Raw genomic sequence first — 18,602 nt, forward strand, 5'->3', positions numbered from 1 at the left:
AATCTTTCCCCCAAAAAGTTATAAATTAGAATCTACTATTTAAATATTGTATAATTAATTATAGTTTTGCTTAAATATGTGCACAAGTACGCACTTTTTAATCAGATACTTACCATTTGGAAAGAAGGATAAAAGATATGACTGAAAAATTTCCAAATCAAAAAGAAAGGCAAAAAGATTTTAATTGCTCTTTAGGCTTTACTATGACTGTAATTGGAAGCAAATGGAGAGCTATAGTATTATGGCGCATATTAAATAGTAATCCTATACGGTATGGTAAGCTAAAAAAGACTATTCCTAATATAAGCCATAAAGTACTAGCTCAGGAATTAAAGAAGTTAGAAATGGATGCTCTCATTGAGAGAGTTGCTTATTTAACAATTCCAGCAAAGGTAGAGTATATACCTACAGAGAGGGGAAAATCCTTAGAAAAAATACTGGCTGAATTATGTAATTGGGGCAAAAAATACATGGATTAATTATAAATGAAAAATAATTTTTAGTTAAACTGCGAATTACTCCATCAGCCCCATCATAGTACTAGAAAAATATAAACCAAACCTAAATTTTCTACTTTAGAGTTGCTTTAAATAATTTTGTTTCTCCCGCCTTAACCTCTCTAACATTTTCCCACTGAAAATCAAAGCGGTTTTCTTCACTATTTGTAATAACCAGTGGAATTACTGTACTGCTTGCATTCTTTTTAATAAAGTCTAAGTCTATTTCAATGATTTTTTGTCCTTTTAAAACCTTATCCCCAACTTTAACAAAAGCATTAATGCCTTGTCCACCAAGATTAACGGTTTCTAGTCCAATATGAATAAGAATTTCTTCTCCAAGCGTTGTTTTTAATGCTAGGGCATGTTTAGTCGGTGCAATCAAGATAATTTCTCCATCTGCTGGAGCAAGAATTTGACCATCTACAGGCAAAATTGCAACACCCTCTCCCATAGACTTTTCACTAAAAACAGGATCAGGAACATCCTCAATTTTCACAAAAGTTCCTGATGCATAAGCAAATATTTCTTCACTTTTATTATTCTTTTTTGAGAATAATTTTTCAAACATTTATATGCCCTTCTTTCTTTACTCAATTATTTCTTCAATATTATAATTTGCCGAAGCAAAAATCAAGATGGATTTTTCTCTATTTCTCTATAAAAAACGCACTATAAACATGTTTAATGAATGAAAATCATAGTAATCTATTCAGACAATATATTATAAAAATTTACACCTAAAATTCCGTAGGTACAGAAGAATTTTTTCCTTGCACTATCGTAGTCGAAGTGATAATGCTGAAGGAACAACTTAAAAATCATAAAATACTTAGAGTTTTAAATCTGTTTGAGCTTTGCGAGTTATTGAAAACTCTTAGGATTTTATGATTTTTAAGTCTTAGATTTATAGAGCTTTTTTAATGTGACGAGGCATTATTACTTCGCATTAAGTTCATTCCAGTATCCTTTATTAGCTTCAATTAAATCCTTTAACAATTCCTTAGCAACGTCGGTATTTACAACGGTACGATTTAACACTAGTGCCTGCAGAGCTTTTTGATAGCTTCCCTCTAAACAAGCATCTACTGCTAGTTTTTCATAAGCATACTGATTTTCTATAAGTCCCTTGTAAAAGGTTGGTATGCTTCCTACAGTTAGTGCTTCAACTCCATTACTTCCAACACGGCATGGCACTTCTACCATAGCACCAGAAGAAACATTTTCAATGGCTCCTTTATTCTCTGTAATCGTCAAAAAAATTTCATTTGTGTTATTAGCAATTGCTGTTGCTAAATCAACTATATACTCAGCATGGCATCCCACATCACTAGTAAGTTCATACTCAGTGCCGTGCATTTTTCCTAGGGATATAATTTCATGAAGTCTATTATAGGTTTCTTTTTCATTTCCATCCATTACTTCATTAGCTCTCGTATATTCTGGATTTTCTTTCTTTACCATTTTTGATGGGTATAAATAATATTGCAAGTATGTGTTTGGCAAGTATTCATCATAATCATTTATCATCTGGCTCATAAACTCAAAGGTTGATTTCCATGATTTTTCCTGAAAAAGAGGTTCTGTTTGTACATCTACTGGAGTTTTGAGTATTTCTCTTAGCTTAGGTAAATAATCTTTTCCGGTATTCTTGTCCAAAACATGTGTAAACCATCCAAAATGATTAAGTCCAAAATATCTTGGTTCTAAATCTCTTCTACCTACTCCAAGCACACTCGCATAAATCTCCATAATTGCAATTGGCATATCACAAATATTAATAATACGATAATCATCAGGGAACACTCTTTTCGTTGCCTCTGCAACAATTGCAGCAGGATTAGAGTAATTTAAAATCCAGCATTCTTTGGAGTAAGTTCTAATATCCTTTACTAAATCTATAACAGCTGGAACACTTCTTAATCCATATGCAAAACCTCCAGCACCACAGGTTTCTTGTCCAAGACAGCCATGCTTAAGTGAAATTTTTTCATCTTTTTCACGCATCTTTAATCTTCCTGCACGAATTTGCATAAGAGCAAAGTCTATATCGGAAAATGCTTCTTTCTTATCAGTAGTCCATACTATTTCCTCTAACTCTGGATAGTACTCTTTAAATAATATTTTTGCATATTTACCAACTACCTCTTGGCGTTCACTCTCAATATCATATAGTACAATTTTTCTCAAAGGGAATCTTTCCTTTTGATTACATAACATTGCAAGCATATCTGGTGTATAACGACTTGCTCCACCAACAATACAAATTGAATATTTTTTCATTTTAAATCACTCCTTTTTTGTGTTTAATACATTAATAAGTCTTTCTTTTGAATCTTCTACAGTCATTCCAATTATAATTTGTACATTGTTTCCTTTAATAACAATGCCTTTTTGCTTACCTTTACTTATTATTTCTTTATTAACCTTACTAACATCTTTTACATCAATTCTTAAACGTGTAAAGCAATTATTTACCTCTGCAATATTGTTAGCTCCACCTAGCCCCTCAATAAATAACTCGGAATCTTGGTCACCGCTAACGTTTTCTACAGCAATGCTGCCATCTGTCTGAATGTTAATTTCACCTTCAGAAACATCTTCTCTACCAGGAGTTTTAATATCTAATTTTTTAATTAAGAAAACAAATACAAAATACCAAACCACAGCCATTATAATTCCTACTGCAAAGAATATATATATCTTTGAAAGCTTTGGACTTATTACAGAGTTACAAACTACTGTATCAAGTAATCCATAAATTGAATATGTCCTTGAACCTAGTATCCAAAGTAGCATTTCTGAAAAACCAGTAAGTAAACCATGTACTAGCCAAAGCAAAGGTGATATGAAAAGAAATGAAAAGTCAAGAGGTTCTGTAATACCTGCTACCATTGCAACGAAAAGCGATGGAATAAGTAATCCCCTTACAGCCTTTTTATTTTGTGGTTTTGCAGTCTTTATCATAGCAAGAACAATACCTGCACTTGCAAAGATTTTTGCAAATCCAAAGGTTGCAAATCTTATTGACGGATCAATAGCTGTTAGATGAGCATTATTACCCATTTCAGCGTAAAAAATGTTAACAGCTCCTTGTGCAGCTTTACCAGCAACATTTAAAGTTCCACCAATTCCAGTGAAGCAAAATGGCATCCATAATAAATGATGTAAACCGGTTGGTATTAAAAATCTATTACCAAATGCGTATACGAATACACCAAATGCACCTGCACTCTTCATAAATCCAGACAATGCATTAATTCCGTAATTTACTACAGGCCATACATAACTAAGCACAATTGCTAATACCAAAGTAATTGGAATCATGACTATAAATACAAATCTTGATCCACCATATACTCTAAACATATCTCCAAACTGTACATCAGCTAACTTGTTAAATACATACCCAGTAATACATCCTAATATTATTCCTAAGAAAACATTCATATCTACTACTTGAAATCCCAAAACAGTATTTTGTCCTGTTCCAAATAAGCCCATAGCCCCCGGCTTAGCTAGCATATTTTGTGATGTAAGCCAAGCATTATTGCTTGCTAAAAACATGATATAAACGATTAAACTAATGATAGCTGCATCAACCTTTTTCTTCTTTGCAAATGCTGTTGTAAGTCCAACGCAAAAGATAACAGAAAGATTATTTAACATAGCATCCATCATCTTTTTTAAAAGCATACCAATAAAAACTATAAATGATGGCATGAAACCCAGCTGCATAATAACAGCAACTGCAAGAGCAATTCCCATAACTGTTAAAAACATAACTGGTTGTACCGCAGCTTGTGAAAATTTTTGGCCTAATAACAATAATTTTTCCCTCATGATTAGTACCTCCTCCTTTATTCATCTACAATATACCCTAGTTTATTACCACTATCAATAGAGTTTCCATCACTATGAAAATGTTTACCTAAAGTGAAAAAGTTCACTGCAAAAATGGACATAAAAAAAGCTGATAACAAGAATTGTAGCAAGCTTTTTCGTACAATAATTCTTATTATCAGTTATTTTTATTTGTATATGTCCTTAATTTTCTTTTTCAGATAAATATCTTTTAGAATATTCACTTAGTGCTAATTCTATCAAAATTATAAGGTTAGCAGTAAATAAATTTGGCAAATAATGCTCCCTATCCGATTTTACACCACCTATCTCCAGTGTCACATGAGATATTTTTGCCAGTGGTGAATCTTTGCTAGCCGTAAAAGCTATCACTTTAAAATCATTTCTAATGGCCTCGTTAACCTTTTCAATAATCTCAGCCCTATATCCTGAATAAGAGAAAAACAAATATAACCCAGATTTGTTATTTTTAAAAGCTTCATAATGATAACTACTAGCAGCATCAAATCCAAATATCAACAGCTTTTGCAGATAATATTCTCTAGCACTATCGCAAACGCCTAACGAATCCAAATATATCTTTTTATCTTTAAATTCTCTTAGTGCTTCTACAAGTATATTAATATCATCCTTTAATGGTACATTCATACATATGTCGCCGCTGTTACTAGAAAAATCTAATTTTAATGAATTATTAGCAGCAGCAAGAATGGTATAATACATTTCGCTGTATCCACTATATCCAAGTTTTTTAGACAACTTTATAATTGCTGCCTTCGAAACAAAACATTCTTTTGCTATTATATCTATACCAACTTTTTCATTTTTGTTAATGTAATTTTGTATTTTATTCAAGATTACTTTTTCAAGTTCTGTTAATGTTACATTATTCCCCATTTATAAATACCTTCTATTCATAAAATGCATTTTCTATTAGTATATCATTACACTAACATTTAATCTATATTCTGATAATCAAGACTTACTGAAAACAATATTGAATTGGTATGAACGCTGCAGTTTCTATACTTACAAAATACAATACTATAGAAAAGTAGAATTTTCATCTGATGTTATACTTAATTTACTTAATGAAATACTCGAAATTTTAAAAAATGATAGTATTTGAAAACTTTAAAGAAATATAATTTTTAAAGTTAAAATATGGCCATCAATTTCTGCTACAGCTCTGGCATTTATTTTTTCAGCTAATAGTTTAACTATGGCTAGCCCAAGCCCGGTGCTGCCAGAACTTCTTGCTTTATCCGCTGTATAAAACTTTTCAAATAATAAATCTACATTTATATTTTCAGTATTTTGAACTTTATTTTGAAAAATCAATTGAGCATGCTCATTTTGCACAAGTGAAATTTTAATATATTCATGAGCATATTTTAAAGTATTAGATATTAAGTTTTGTATTATACGCTGTAAAATGAGCTTATCAGCTTCAATAAATATGGTAGTATCCGGCACATCAAAAATGGGTTCAATATTGGCAGTTTTAAAAGAATAAATACTGGAGAGCATAACATCCGAAAGAAAATTATTTAAATTAATCTTTTCTAATTTTACATTCACATTATCATTTTCAATAATAGTTATTTCAAAAAAGCTTGTAATTAAATTTTGCAAAAGTTCGGATTTCTTCTTTAAAATATCTACTTTTTCTTTTTGCTTGCCGGATAGCTCACTTTTCTCAAGGAGTTGAAGATAACCCATTATAGAGGTAAGTGGAGTTCTTAAGTCATGAGAAATGCTAGCAATAGAATCTTTAAGCTTTTCTTCATTTCTAAGAACATCTATCCTAAGCTGCCTTTGAAAATCAATGTTTCTATTAATATTAATGGCTAAGTATTCTATATCCTTATCAATCAGCGATATATCTATCTTCTTTTCCGTTTTGCCTTTCGATATATCTTCTAATTGTTTTCCTATGCTTTTTATTTGTGTTTTTAAGTAAAATACATAAAATATCAATAGAATAACAGAAATACTTAGCAGAATTAAAATTATCATTATGCTCATCCTTTACTCTTATTTAAGTTCGCATCTTCTAAATATAGTATAACTTAATATTAATATAACACTTAGTAGAACTGCTGCATATAAAGAAAATCCCATAAATTGTACTAACGAGTTGCTTTGCAAAATTCTTCTAAGTACTATCATTGGATGCATAGATATTGGCATTTTCCATCCTCTACCATAAGCTATATATATCGCATTTATAAAAATTGTAATCACTGAGGCTATAATAGTTCTAATTGTATCTTTAAATATTACTGCCCAAAATATTATAATTGAAAAGATAACAGAGTATAAAAGTATTGTGCAAATCATAATTTTTATTAAAGTAAATATAGATCCAAAAGCTGGTGCATTCCAACCATATTTTAACGTAACAGCAGCAGCACCAGAAATTGAATAAACTATTGTTGCTATGGCTGAAATACTAAGTATTGAAATAGCCTTACTAAAAAACACATTACTTCTACTATTTCCAGCCGTTATTTTAGGCACTATAGTTCTATTTGAAAAACTTTTTCCTATTAAAAGCGCAGGAAAAGCAGAAATCAAAAGGCAAGTTGCTGGTGCATCATGAAGCATTGCCATTAATACTTCATACCCACCCTGTTTCAAATTAAAATAATTATCTTCCATATAACCACTGCCTGAAAACATCCCATAAGCCAAAGGAATAACTATCATAAATAAGCAAATAAAATCATGTCTAAATTCATACAGTTCCATTTTTAACATCTTTATCATTTAACTTCACTTCCTCCTAACGCAATTCTGCTCTTTTAAAGCAGAAATACGAACCTGATAAAAAAAATATTATTGTAATAATAGCAACTAAACCAGCTTCCTCAAATTGCCCTTTTATTAAAGGTCTATATAGAATCAGACGCATCTGGGATAATGGCAAAAATCTTAGAACAGTTGTTTTTATAGAACTGCTTCCTAACATTTGAATATTTAAAATATACATAAAAACTGAAATTCCAACCGTTTTTCCTACATCTCTAAATATAAAAGCTATGAATATAATCACACTTGATGCAGCCATTCCCAATAAAGCTGTTATAATAAAAGTTTTTATTAAAATGGTTCCTTCACTAATAAACTCTTGATGAATACTATGCAAACTATAATTAAGAATCAAATTTACAAATGGAGCAATTAAAATAATAAAATTTACTCCAATAAAATACACAATAACCTTGCAAAAAAATATTTTCAACCTATTGTGTCCCGCACAAACTTCATTATTTATAGTTCTATTTATAAAATCATTTCCAAAGGATAGGGCTCCAAGTAATATTGGAAACAAAGTTAAAATGCATGTACAATAGAAACTAATACTAATAATTTCATCTTTTGCAACGCGTGCCTTACCATCTTGAGACATCATAACCCCGAGAATTGTACTGATTATGAGTATAACCCAGAAACTTTTACTGCGAAACATTTTATAAAGCTCTGTTCGAAAAAGGTTAATCACGTTTGCCCCCTCCAATTCTCTTAATAAAGTAGTCTTCAAGAGAATCTCCAGCTAAAGAAATACCTGTTATTATTAAATTGTTTTTTGATAGTTCTCTTGAAACTGATTTTATATCGTCTAAATAATCGTATAATCGAATTGTTTTATCTGGCATTACTTGATAGTTTGCAGTATTTAATTTTTCTTCTAACACAGTGGTTGCAAGTGCTACATCATCAACCTTAATTGCAATATGCTTTTTACATTTCTCATTAAGCTCTTTTAAAGTTAAGTTCTCCAAAATAACTCCATGAGAAATAATAATATAGTGGTCCGCCGTTTGATAAAGTTCTTCAAGGATGTGACTGGATATTAATATAGTCATGCCCTTTTCTTTATTTAATTTTTTTATAAGTTCTCTTATTTCAACAATTCCAACTGGATCAAGTCCATTAACAGGTTCGTCTAGGATTAAAAACTCTGGGTCATTAATTAATGCAAGTGCTATTCCTAAACGCTGTCTCATCCCTAGAGAAAAATTTTTCACCGCTTTTTTTCCTGTATCTTTTAACCCAACTAGCTCCAATGTATCCTCAATAACTTTTTTATCTGGAATACCTCTTTGCATACGTTGAATTTCTAAATTTTGATATGCTGACATATTAGGATATAACGCTGGTGTTTCAACCATACAGCCTATACGTTTTCTCTGCTCTTGAAGCTTTTTTTCTCCAGTTTCTCCAAACAAATAAAGTTCACCAGAAGTTTTAAAAGACAATCCTGTAATAAGCCTTATTAAACTGGTTTTTCCAGCACCATTTTGTCCAATAAAACCATAAACATTACCTTTTTCTAATTTTATATTTACATTGTCCAGTGCCAATGTATTCTTATATCTTTTAGTTAAATTCTTGGTTTCTAAAATATATTCCATAAGCTTCGCTCCCTTCGTTCTATAGATGAACAAGCTGAAAGATTGAAATTGCTAATGCCAAGTTTATCCTAACAAACTGGAAGTTGAATCAGAGTACAACTGACAGAGTACAGTGAAGGTGGATTTACCTTTCGCTTCTCTCAGGCAAATCTTAGAACTTAATAGTTTCAGCTGCGCAAAGCACTATATTTTAAGCGCTTTTCGCCCATTAAGTTTAAGATTTTTGTAGCAACAGCGGAGAAAAATCATCTTTCTTTGTACTCTGTGCTCTGAGTTAAATTCCAGTTTGTGTCGGGATAATTTTGAAATTTATAGTTTTCAAGTTCAGGTTTGTCTATCTATATTTTAATTTTAAAACCCCAATTTAAAGAAAAGCTTAAATGAATTCTAAAGAAAACCTTAAATCAGTTCATAATTAATGAATATTTTCTTTCGCTTCACTACAGAAAATCTAAAACTTATAGCTGACGCTAATTTAAGATAAAGGCCTATTGACTCATTCAGTCAGCTGAACATAGTTCTATGTTTTTAATAATTTTAGATTTATCTGACGAAAGGAAGATAAATCAACCTTCACTGTGCATTGTGAATTGTGCAATGTGAACTGATTAAGTTAACTGGCAATTTTTTAATTATGATTGAACAATTTTTAATGTGGCAATCTCTTCATATTAGTTTATACCCCATTCCCCAAATAGTTTCTATATATTCTTCATTTAGATTTGCCGCTTTTAATTTACTTCTAAGTTTACTTATATGTACATTTAAAGTATTATCTTCGCTAAAATATTCTTCATTCCACACACTTTCAAAAAGATTAGCCTTTGAAAATACCTTTTGGGGATGTTTCAATAGCAGCAATAAAATTTCATATTCCTTTGAAGTTAAAACAATCGTACTCCCACTAACTGTTACTTTCTTTTGTTCTATATTTAATTCTATATCTTTATAAGTTAATACTGATTTTTCTAAGCTACCACTTGAGCAGCAACGTCTTAAATTGCTTTCTATTCTTGCAAGTAGTTCATTTAAATCAAATGGTTTTGTTACATAATCATCTGCACCTAAGCGCAGCAAATCAACCTTTGTGTGTACAGTATCCTTTGCAGACACTACAATAACAGGTGTAGCTAAAAATGTTCTCATTTCTCTTAATATCTCATCACCACTTTTAAAAGGAAGCATTAAATCCAATATAACCAAATCAAAAGTAGAATTTCTTATTTCTTTCATTCCCTCTATGCCACTAGAAGCAACCTTTACAGCATATCCACTTTCCTCTAAAAATTCCTTGAGTAAATTACAAATTTCTAAATCATCTTCTACAATCAAAATTTTCTTTTGCATTATTATCACCAACCAAATAAATAATTAATTACCTTTATTATATACTAACATCATAAATGTGGCATCTAGTATAGGTATTTACACAAACTAAAATCTGTGATAGAATACTTGCAAAGCTAAGAAGAGAAAAGTAAATATTCTTAAAGCATTTACAGAGAGCTCCGGTGCTGTGATGGAGTAATGCTTGTTTATTTAAGAAGGTCTCTGAGCTGCACACCGATTCTTATTTATTAAGAGGTAGGCTGTGACGGGATATCCCGTTATAGATATAGAGTATAAGCATTTTTATGCCGTACTTAAAGAGGTCTATGTGGTGACATATAGATAAACTGGGGTGGTAACACGAATTCATAGCTTTCGTCCTCAAGATTGAACGTCTTGGAGGTGAAGGTTTTTTTATTTGTTCAAAATTGCTATGGATAAATAAAATAAATATATGAAGGGCGGTTACTTAAATGTACAATGAATTTACAAACCTAGAAAATTTACAAAAAATAATGCCAGATGCAAACGAATATACAATAGAAAGAATCAAAAAATTAAATAAAATTTATGAATCTGGAATTAATCCATATCCATATAAATACTTTTCTATAACACACACCAAATATATATGTGATAACTTTGACTCAATTAGCGAAGATGAGACTTTTACGCTTGCTGGAAGGGTAATGCTTTTTAGAAGAATGGGAAAAGCTGCTTTTGCTAATATATCTGACGAAAAAGGAAATATACAAATCTACTTTAGTAAATCTAACCTTGGAGAAGAAAGTTACAGCATTCTAAAACTTATTGAAACTGGAGATATCATAGGTATTTCAGGAAATGCCTTTAAAACAAAAACAGGAGAAATAACCATAAGAGCTAATAGCTTTACACTTCTCTCTAAAGCGGTTAGAAATTTGCCTGAAAAATATCATGGAATTCAAGATTCCGATTTAAGACAAAGACATCGTTCTTTAGATATGATAATGAATCCTGAGGTTAAAGAAAGATTTATTAAGCGTTCACAGGCAATTGCTGCCCTTAGAGAATATCTTGCTAGCTTAAGCTTTATTGAAATGGACACCCCTATATTAGATACTAAATACGGTGGCGGAGAAGCTAAACCTTTCACAACCTTCGTTAATGACTTAGACTCAGAAGTTTATATGACAATTTCACCTGAAATGTATTTAAAAAGGCTAATTGTAGGTGGAATCGAAAGAGTTTTTACCATTTCAAGATCCTTTAGAAATGAAGGAATTGACCGAACTCATTATCCCGAATTTACTTTATTTGAATGCTATATGTCCTATGCGGATTACAATGATATGATGGAACTTATGGAGAATATATACACCTTTGTATTCAACAAGGTTAATGGTTCCACACAGATTTCTTGTGGTGGAAAAACCATAGATTTTAAAGCTCCTTGGAAAAGAGAAAGAATGTACGACCTTGTAAAAAAGGATACAGGCATTGATGTAGAAAACCTCTCTAAAGATGATATTATTGCCAAAATAAAAAATCTTAACCTTTTAGAAGAAAAACAAAGTGAAGGATTAAATATAAGTGGAATTTCAAAAGGAGAACTTGTGCTTAACTTATTTGAGGAATACTCTGAAAAGAAATTAATTGAGCCTACTTTTGTAATAGATTTTCCTGTAGAATCCTCTCCACTTTGCAAGGTTCATAGAGATAATTCTGAGTTAATAGAAAGATTTGAACCATATGCTTATGGAGTTGAACTTGGAAATGCTTACTCTGAATTAAACGATCCATTAAGACAAAGAGCTTTACTTAATGAGCAATCTTCAAAGTTAAGAGCTGGACTAGAAACAGCAAGCCCTATGGATGAAGAATTTGCCGTAGCTATTGATACTGGAATGCCTCCAACTGGCGGACTAGGAATGGGTATTGATAGAATGATTATGTTCTTAACCAATGCTGACTCTATTAAAGATGTCATTGCATTTCCTTTAATCAAGAGGTAAATGCGAATTTGAAAAGCAGAGTAAAGAGTAGAGAGCAGAGAGTAGAGTGAAGGATGATTTTTCTCAGCTATGCTTCGAAAAATCTAAAACTTATTGCGCTCAAAGCGCTTAAAATATAATGTTCAGCGCAGCTGAAACTATTAAGTTCTAAGATTTACCTGAGTGAAACGAAAGGTAAATCCACATTCACTCTACTCTCTACTCCTTACTCTCTACTCTTCTTAAAATTCCAGTTTGTAGGAATAAACTTCATATTAGCAATTTCAATCTTTCAAGTTGTCTATCTATATATCCCCCAGCGTTGCAACCATAACTGCTTTTATAGTATGAAGTCTATTTTCAGCTTCATCAAAGACCATTGAGTATTCACTTTCAAATACCTCATCTGTAACTTCAAAGGGTTCAACCCCAAATTTATCATAAACCTCTTTTGCATCTATTGTATTTAAATCGTGAAATGCTGGCAAGCAATGTGTAAACTTTACATTTGGATTTTTTGTCTTTTTAATGAGCTCCATATTTATTTGATAAGGCTTTAAGATACTAAGTCTTTCCTTCCATATCTCATCAGCCTCTCCCATAGATACCCATATGTCGTTATATAAAACATCAGCATTAAGCACAGCTTCATCTACATTATCAGTTATTGTTATGCTCGCACCTGTCTCTTTTGCAATATCCTTGCACTTTTCAACAAGCTCACTCGCCGGAAAAAGTTTCTTTGGTGCAGCAATTACAAAATCCATCCCCATTTTTACAGCACCAATCATAAGTGCGTTTGCAACATTATTTCTTCCGTCACCACAGTATACTAATTTCACTTCGTTTAATGGTTTTTTAACATTCTCCTGTATTGTAAGAAAATTTGCAAGGGTCTGAGTTGGATGATCAGTATCTGTCAATCCATTCCATACAGGTACTCCAGAGTATTTTGCCAAAATTTCAACATTTTCTTGTTCAAAGCCTCTATACTCTATTCCATCAAACATTCTTCCAAGAACTCTTGCGCTATCCTTTATAGACTCCTTTTTTCCTATTGGACTTCCTACTGAACCTATATAAACAGCATGTGCTCCTTGATCATGTGCTGAGATTTCAAAAGAGCATCTTGTTCTAGTTGAATCTTTTTCAAATATAAGTGCTATATTTTTCCCCTTCAAATACTGCTTTTCTGAACCATTATACTTGTCTTCCTTTAGCTTTTTAGCAAGTTTTAAAAGATAATCTATTTCTTCCGGACTATAATCTAAAAGTGTTAAAAAACTTTTATTCTTTAAATTAACCATTTTAAAAAACCCCCTACTTATTTGACCGTTACATTATAATTATTCATTTATGTGAATAATTATAACACTTTATGCATAAAAATTCAACAATAAAAAAGCTATATTTTAAATAAAAGTATTAAAATCAACTCTTATTTAAAATATGGCCTTTTATAAATATACCGTTATTCTACTTTTTACCCATAGAGTTTATTACCCCTGAAAGATTATTTATACTATTAGTTAAACTTTCAAGCTTGCCTTCAATTCTTACAAGAAGGTATATTGACACAGCTATTGGAAATCCAACATTGCCTATTAATCCAACAAGACTATCCATGGCTAACACTCCCCTTCAATAGTGAAATATGCGAAGTAACAATATTTTTGATCATTAATATTGTTACTTCGCATAAAACAAAATCAAAGAATACACATACATTGAAGCTTTCGTCTAAGTACACATTCTTTATGAGTAAAATTTTATAAACTTCCTAAAATCCGTTTCTCTACAAAAAATAAACTGCAAATCTAAAAAAGCTGAGATATTTTACTCTTCATATTCATCAATAATTTTTTCAGCTATATTTTTTATAACACTGGCCTGTGCTACAAGATTCATTACCACTAAAAATACTAAGATTCTTTCTTCATCCTTTTGATCAAGATTAAATTTCTTTACAATGTCTCTTAGTTTACTATTGTTTAAATGCTGATCCTGAAGCATAGCTTCAAAATAACTTTTTTGTACATTCGAAAAGACCTCATAAGCTTGTTCCCATGATATTATATCGTCACTCCTGTCATTTATATCATTAAATGCAAGATTAAAAACCTTCTTTATCTCATCAGTTGTAAGAACAGGTCTCATATAGCTTAAAAGAAGTAATTGCGCAATATGCTCTCTTGTATAACCTTTTTTCTTTCCATCCTGAGGCTTAGATATAACACAGCCCTTTATATAATTTTGCACTATATTTTTAGTGTACGTTTCATTTTCAAATTTATCATTTAAAAAATCAATAACTTGAGATAAAAACAAATCAAGTTTAGGTAGTTCATCATAGCTTATAGTGCTATTTTTTGATATTTGTTCAGCTAAATTCTTCATAGTATCTATATAAGATTTATTGGCCATCCTATTTCGCCCCCTTCATTACAATTATTACAATTACATTATAAGTTATATATAACCTTATTACAAGTTATTTTTATCCATAATCATAGAAACTTAAAGAAAACGTGAGATATTAAAAGCTAGTGCTACATTTTTTGTACAAGCAGTTCCAACTAACTTAAAATAAGTTTATTTTTATATTGTAATATGGTATTTAATATCATATAATTAACACATGATCTAATTTGGCAAGCAATAATTTGATGATATGTGGTAAGGCATATGCATTTTAATATATAATAACTATATATTAGATTTAGGGGGTGTCAAAAATAAAACATAAAAAAATCATATTAACCTTTTTAATATTATTTGTTTTTACTTTAATAAATGTAGTAAGTCCAAGTTCACTTTATTTTAAATCAAATGAAAAATATGGAATAGTATATGCCACTCCAAGAGGAGGTTTTCATTCAGGAAGCTTTAGCAGTGGCCACTCAAGTTCAGGTGGAGGCTTTAAATCTGGAAGCTTTCATAATTCATCAGGGAGTTCTAGTTCAAAATCATACAGTGGAAATTCAAGCTCTAAAAGCTATAACAGCGGCAGTGGTCAAACAACAAAAAGAAGCTACATCCCAATACCTATTCCAATACCATTTGGTCACAGCAGTTACGGCAGAGGCGGTTATTATGGCGGTGGAATGATATCTTTCATTTTTAAATTTATATTATTTATAATAGTTATAGTTATTATATATAACTATATAAAGAGGCGTAGAAGATAATATATAAGTTAAACAATATGTTTCTTCTAAAACTGAAGTTACATGTTTAATAAATATAGCAATCTAAAATAAATTAATTATAATTAGGAGGATAAAATTATGGGAGTTTTTAAAAGATTATCAAACATGATGAGGGCAAAGGTTAATGACACTTTAGACGAAATGGAAAATCCAATAGAATTACTTGATCAAAAAATAAGAGATATGGAAGAAAGTCTTAACAACGCAAAGATTTCTTCTGCTCAAATTCTTGGAAATGTTCATGAAATTGAAAAGAAAATGGAAAAAGCAAAATTGGAATCACAGGACTTTGATGCTAAGGTAAAACTTGCAGTACAAAAAGGTAACGACGAACTTGCTAAAAAAGCACTTCAAAAAAAATTAGATGCTGATAAGCAATATGAATCTCTTTCAAAAAGCTATGAGGATGCATCTAAAAAAGCTACATTAATAAAAGATAAATTAAGAGATTTAGAAGAAGAAATCGAAAAAACTAGAGCTTACAGAGATGAAGCCGCTGCAAGGTACAATAATGCTGAAGCTACTAAAAAAGTAAATGAAGTTCTTTCAAATGTAGAAACAGGCTCAAACAAAATAAACCTTGATGATATAGAAAGAAAAATTGAAAAGAAGGAAGCCCTTGCTGAAGGACTTGGTGATTTACAGCAGGATAAATCTTTAGATAAAGAATTTGAAGAGTTAAATTCTGTAAGCCTTGATGATGAACTTGCAAAATATAAAAATGCCAACAAATAAATCACTTGAAAAATCAAAATTTCAATAATTAAAGCAGTTTATCTATAGTTTATAATTCACAGTTCACATTTATTGTTGGCTGTGAATTGATTTTATGTACAGATGGTTGTACTAATAATTGTTTAATAAATAACTTTTTAGTAGCAGCCTTTACATCTATAAATTAAAAATGGTGGGGGGATTCTTCCATGAGTAAAACAGAGGATTTTATATCAAAAGAAAAAGACTTTTATGGGAAAATTTATTCAGATATCGCATTTGCTATAGATGATATTTCAGACCTAGTTGATAAATCTACATTTAAGAATAGAAAATATACATCAAAGCAACCTATTTTGAATAAATATATAGAGCTTCTTGATTCCGCAGCTGCTGAAAGTAAAAGCAAAAATAAAGGTTTTTTTAAAAATTTATTCGAAGATGATAAATATATAAATTTGCTTGAAGGCTATAAGAATGATCACCGTGATGAATTGAATCAGCTTGAGGACTGCTGCCAATGTCAATGTTTAAAATGCACCGCTGAATGTAAATTTGACAGCTGTAATAGGTGCAGTGACAGAGGCAAAGTAGCTTATTGTGATCATTCAAGAACAAACGTAGTAACATACAAGAATAGAGTTTTAAATCTAGTAAATAACGATACTGGTATGGATGACAGCTATAATGTACTTGCTGTAGTTCAAGATGCAGTAAAGGATAAAAGATATATATTAATAGAAAACATATCAAATTCTGAAAGATTCATACTATATTATTATCCCGGAATAAGAGAGGATTCATATGGCGAAATAACAAACGAAGAAGACTTCAACTTCGCCGCTGAAGCTTACGATAATCTTTAATCAATGAACAATTAAGGATGATTTACCTTTCGTTTTAATCTTAAAACTTAATAATGTCAGCTGCGCTGAACTCTAAATTTCATACAATGTTCAATTATTAAGGATGATTTTTCTCCCAGAAGTAGCGGAGAAAAATCATCCTTAATTGTGAATTAAACAAATATTGCTTGAATGGCCTTTTGTATATCTCATTTTAATACTTCAGATTTTATATAAACATATTAATAATATAAAGTTATCCACAAAACTCACAATTTTGTCCACAGAAATTGTGAATAACTACTGGATAAAAACAAACACTTCTATGGATAATTAAACCTATACATAACTTTTATGCACACAATTAACATTATTCACACATAGTTATTAACGATTAGATTTTATATATTATTTAAGTTTAATATAATTTTTATATTCAAAAAACATGGACATTATGAAATCTCTGTACTTATTTTTTTCATTTTCAACATCAAGATACATCCTTGTGGCATATACATCACAAAATGATGCTATAATCAGATAAGGCGACTTTTCTTTAAACATATCGAAAAAATTGTAAAACTTGCTTTGATAATCCTCAGCATTATCCTTAAATATACTTAATGGATACATGTGATTCTTAACTATGCATCCTACAAGCTCTTTACCTTGAGCAGAAAACCCCAAATTATCACATACCTTAGTAATTATATTGTATCCAGAGATATCATGGCCCTTAAAACTTATTTTATCTCCCTCTTTTTTATAGCTTTCAAATTTTCCTATATCATGAACAAATATTCCAAAAGCTAAATAATCTAAAATATTGCAATCATCAGCATCCATTTTCAAAGTATCTAGGTCAATACCTTCAATAGTAATATACCCTTTTTGCATATCTTTAAAAACATGATATGCAGTATTCATATGCGTAAAAGCATCTACTGAATGATATTTGCATTTGCCAATACTTTTAAGCTCATTTATATATGGAATCAATTCTTTAAGCACATAAAATTGATCTGCAATTTCAAAGAAAATGCCATTTTCATCATTGTGTATTACATTTAATATTTCATTTTTAATCAATTCCTTAGGACAATTTAATATATTACTGGCCTCACTTCTTATATGAGCCTCAGTATATGCACTAAAATGAATTCCATACTTTATATAAAATCTTATTCCCCTAAGTATTCTTATTGGATCATTGTTTATACTTTCGTCATTTACCTCTTGTATTATTCTTCTTTTTATATGAAGCCTTCCTTTAAATGGATCGATAATTTGGTTGCTTCCAAGATTAAGCGCTATAGCATTCATAGTAAAATCCCTAGTAGCTAAATCCTCCTCAATTGTATCTCCCTTTAATTTACTTATATTAAGTATTTTATCCTCATAGGTCATTTGATATGTTCTATCATAACTTGAAACAAGGACATATCCTTTAATCTGAAGTTCTTTTACGAATCCTTCTATATCTCCTTTTACCAATATGTCTAAATTAGAGGTTTCCCCCTTTATTTTAATAAGCTTATCTCTTATGTACCCTCCAATTATAAATACTTCTACATTAAAGTTTTTTATTATATTTTTTAAATTCTTTATAATTTTTATCACTCATACCACCTCAAAGTAATTATAACATACGTACATATATATATACATGTCCCATATCTTCGACAATTTAATTAGGTAAACCCATATTATTACTATTTTATGTTTTACCAATTATATTACAATAATTTCC

The 18,602-nt window shown here is 30.4% G+C and carries 18 protein-coding genes and 1 other annotated feature; of the genes, 5 read left to right on the forward strand and 13 right to left on the reverse strand.

Going from position 1 to position 18,602, the window contains the following annotated elements:
- Positions 1–137: 137 nt before the first annotated feature.
- Positions 138–479, forward strand: coding sequence for a winged helix-turn-helix transcriptional regulator (locus tag ACJDT4_RS21330; protein ID WP_406789625.1), 342 nt, complete (start codon positions 138–140; stop codon positions 477–479).
- Positions 480–570: 91 nt separating this feature from the next.
- Here ACJDT4_RS21330 and ACJDT4_RS21335 read toward each other — a convergent pair whose 3' ends face one another.
- From ACJDT4_RS21335 to ACJDT4_RS21375, 9 genes are all read right to left on the reverse strand, one after another.
- The gene (locus tag ACJDT4_RS21335; RefSeq protein ID WP_406789626.1) at positions 571–1,068 is read right to left on the reverse strand and encodes a PTS sugar transporter subunit IIA; all 498 of its coding nucleotides are present in this window, start codon (positions 1,066–1,068) and stop codon (positions 571–573) included.
- A 368-nt stretch (positions 1,069–1,436) separates the two neighbouring features.
- Complete coding sequence (locus ACJDT4_RS21340; protein ID WP_406789627.1) at positions 1,437–2,780, reverse strand: 6-phospho-alpha-glucosidase; 1,344 nt, start codon at positions 2,778–2,780, stop codon at positions 1,437–1,439.
- Between the two features lie 6 nt (positions 2,781–2,786).
- On the reverse strand, positions 2,787–4,340 hold the full coding sequence (locus ACJDT4_RS21345) for a PTS transporter subunit EIIC (protein ID WP_406789628.1): 1,554 nt from the start codon (positions 4,338–4,340) through the stop codon (positions 2,787–2,789).
- A 204-nt stretch (positions 4,341–4,544) separates the two neighbouring features.
- Complete coding sequence (locus ACJDT4_RS21350) at positions 4,545–5,258, reverse strand: MurR/RpiR family transcriptional regulator (RefSeq protein WP_406789629.1); 714 nt, start codon at positions 5,256–5,258, stop codon at positions 4,545–4,547.
- Between the two features lie 237 nt (positions 5,259–5,495).
- A complete protein-coding gene (locus ACJDT4_RS21355) occupies positions 5,496–6,380 on the reverse strand; it encodes a sensor histidine kinase (protein ID WP_406789630.1) in 885 nt (294 codons plus the stop codon).
- A gap of 18 nt (positions 6,381–6,398) precedes the next feature.
- Complete coding sequence (locus ACJDT4_RS21360; RefSeq protein ID WP_406789631.1) at positions 6,399–7,133, reverse strand: ABC transporter permease; 735 nt, start codon at positions 7,131–7,133, stop codon at positions 6,399–6,401.
- 16 nt (positions 7,134–7,149) lie between these two features.
- Entirely contained in the window at positions 7,150–7,869 is a 720-nt protein-coding gene (locus tag ACJDT4_RS21365; protein WP_406789632.1) for an ABC transporter permease, read from the reverse strand.
- Positions 7,862–8,782: an ABC transporter ATP-binding protein gene (locus ACJDT4_RS21370; protein WP_406789633.1), complete on the reverse strand. Its 921-nt coding sequence runs from the start codon at positions 8,780–8,782 to the stop codon at positions 7,862–7,864. The genes ACJDT4_RS21365 and ACJDT4_RS21370 overlap by 8 nt, the downstream gene beginning before the upstream one ends.
- 666 nt (positions 8,783–9,448) lie before the next feature.
- Positions 9,449–10,129: a response regulator transcription factor gene (locus tag ACJDT4_RS21375; protein WP_406789634.1), complete on the reverse strand. Its 681-nt coding sequence runs from the start codon at positions 10,127–10,129 to the stop codon at positions 9,449–9,451.
- A 109-nt stretch (positions 10,130–10,238) separates the two neighbouring features.
- Positions 10,239–10,497 (forward strand) — a binding site (T-box leader).
- An 87-nt stretch (positions 10,498–10,584) separates the two neighbouring features.
- Between ACJDT4_RS21375 and lysS the strand changes: the two genes are divergently transcribed.
- Entirely contained in the window at positions 10,585–12,105 is a 1,521-nt protein-coding gene (lysS, locus tag ACJDT4_RS21380) for a lysine--tRNA ligase (protein ID WP_406789635.1), read from the forward strand.
- 284 nt (positions 12,106–12,389) lie between these two features.
- On the opposite strand, the gene argF is transcribed toward lysS, so the two are convergent.
- The 3 genes from argF to ACJDT4_RS21395 form a co-directional block, all read right to left on the reverse strand.
- On the reverse strand, positions 12,390–13,391 hold the full coding sequence (argF, locus tag ACJDT4_RS21385) for an ornithine carbamoyltransferase (RefSeq protein WP_406789636.1): 1,002 nt from the start codon (positions 13,389–13,391) through the stop codon (positions 12,390–12,392).
- 169 nt (positions 13,392–13,560) lie between these two features.
- The gene (locus ACJDT4_RS21390) at positions 13,561–13,710 is read right to left on the reverse strand and encodes a YvrJ family protein (protein ID WP_406789637.1); all 150 of its coding nucleotides are present in this window, start codon (positions 13,708–13,710) and stop codon (positions 13,561–13,563) included.
- 210 nt (positions 13,711–13,920) lie between these two features.
- Positions 13,921–14,508, reverse strand: a complete 588-nt coding sequence (locus tag ACJDT4_RS21395; protein ID WP_406789638.1) for a DUF1836 domain-containing protein — start codon at positions 14,506–14,508, stop codon at positions 13,921–13,923.
- 302 nt (positions 14,509–14,810) lie between these two features.
- On the opposite strand from ACJDT4_RS21395, the gene ACJDT4_RS21400 reads away from it, so the two are divergent.
- From ACJDT4_RS21400 to ACJDT4_RS21410, 3 genes are all read left to right on the forward strand, one after another.
- A complete protein-coding gene (locus ACJDT4_RS21400; protein WP_406789639.1) occupies positions 14,811–15,272 on the forward strand; it encodes an amino acid permease in 462 nt (153 codons plus the stop codon).
- Positions 15,273–15,371: 99 nt separating this feature from the next.
- The gene (locus ACJDT4_RS21405) at positions 15,372–16,028 is read left to right on the forward strand and encodes a PspA/IM30 family protein (RefSeq protein WP_406789640.1); all 657 of its coding nucleotides are present in this window, start codon (positions 15,372–15,374) and stop codon (positions 16,026–16,028) included.
- 188 nt (positions 16,029–16,216) lie between these two features.
- On the forward strand, positions 16,217–16,873 hold the full coding sequence (locus ACJDT4_RS21410) for a DUF1292 domain-containing protein (protein ID WP_406789641.1): 657 nt from the start codon (positions 16,217–16,219) through the stop codon (positions 16,871–16,873).
- Between the two features lie 387 nt (positions 16,874–17,260).
- Here ACJDT4_RS21410 and ACJDT4_RS21415 read toward each other — a convergent pair whose 3' ends face one another.
- A complete protein-coding gene (locus ACJDT4_RS21415; protein ID WP_406789642.1) occupies positions 17,261–18,472 on the reverse strand; it encodes a tRNA nucleotidyltransferase/poly(A) polymerase family protein in 1,212 nt (403 codons plus the stop codon).
- Positions 18,473–18,602: the final 130 nt, after the last annotated feature.

The sequence above is a fragment of the Clostridium neuense genome, from assembly GCF_045310695.1.
Lineage (GTDB): Bacteria > Bacillota > Clostridia > Clostridiales > Clostridiaceae > Clostridium_S > Clostridium_S neuense.

What these genes read in the sequence shown, in the direction of transcription:
- ACJDT4_RS21330 (WP_406789625.1), top strand. Translation starts at nt 138, where the DNA reads ATGACTGAAAAATTTCCAAATCAAAAAGAAAGGCAAAAAGATTTTAAT.
- ACJDT4_RS21335 (WP_406789626.1), bottom strand. Translation starts at nt 1,068, where the DNA reads ATGTTTGAAAAATTATTCTCAAAAAAGAATAATAAAAGTGAAGAAATA.
- ACJDT4_RS21340 (WP_406789627.1), bottom strand. Translation starts at nt 2,780, where the DNA reads ATGAAAAAATATTCAATTTGTATTGTTGGTGGAGCAAGTCGTTATACA.
- ACJDT4_RS21345 (WP_406789628.1), bottom strand. Translation starts at nt 4,340, where the DNA reads ATGAGGGAAAAATTATTGTTATTAGGCCAAAAATTTTCACAAGCTGCG.
- ACJDT4_RS21350 (WP_406789629.1), bottom strand. Translation starts at nt 5,258, where the DNA reads ATGGGGAATAATGTAACATTAACAGAACTTGAAAAAGTAATCTTGAAT.
- ACJDT4_RS21355 (WP_406789630.1), bottom strand. Translation starts at nt 6,380, where the DNA reads ATGATAATTTTAATTCTGCTAAGTATTTCTGTTATTCTATTGATATTT.
- ACJDT4_RS21360 (WP_406789631.1), bottom strand. Translation starts at nt 7,133, where the DNA reads ATGATAAAGATGTTAAAAATGGAACTGTATGAATTTAGACATGATTTT.
- ACJDT4_RS21370 (WP_406789633.1), bottom strand. Translation starts at nt 8,782, where the DNA reads ATGGAATATATTTTAGAAACCAAGAATTTAACTAAAAGATATAAGAAT.
- ACJDT4_RS21375 (WP_406789634.1), bottom strand. Translation starts at nt 10,129, where the DNA reads ATGCAAAAGAAAATTTTGATTGTAGAAGATGATTTAGAAATTTGTAAT.
- lysS (WP_406789635.1), top strand. Translation starts at nt 10,585, where the DNA reads ATGTACAATGAATTTACAAACCTAGAAAATTTACAAAAAATAATGCCA.
- argF (WP_406789636.1), bottom strand. Translation starts at nt 13,391, where the DNA reads ATGGTTAATTTAAAGAATAAAAGTTTTTTAACACTTTTAGATTATAGT.
- ACJDT4_RS21390 (WP_406789637.1), bottom strand. Translation starts at nt 13,710, where the DNA reads ATGGATAGTCTTGTTGGATTAATAGGCAATGTTGGATTTCCAATAGCT.
- ACJDT4_RS21395 (WP_406789638.1), bottom strand. Translation starts at nt 14,508, where the DNA reads ATGGCCAATAAATCTTATATAGATACTATGAAGAATTTAGCTGAACAA.
- ACJDT4_RS21405 (WP_406789640.1), top strand. Translation starts at nt 15,372, where the DNA reads ATGGGAGTTTTTAAAAGATTATCAAACATGATGAGGGCAAAGGTTAAT.
- ACJDT4_RS21410 (WP_406789641.1), top strand. Translation starts at nt 16,217, where the DNA reads ATGAGTAAAACAGAGGATTTTATATCAAAAGAAAAAGACTTTTATGGG.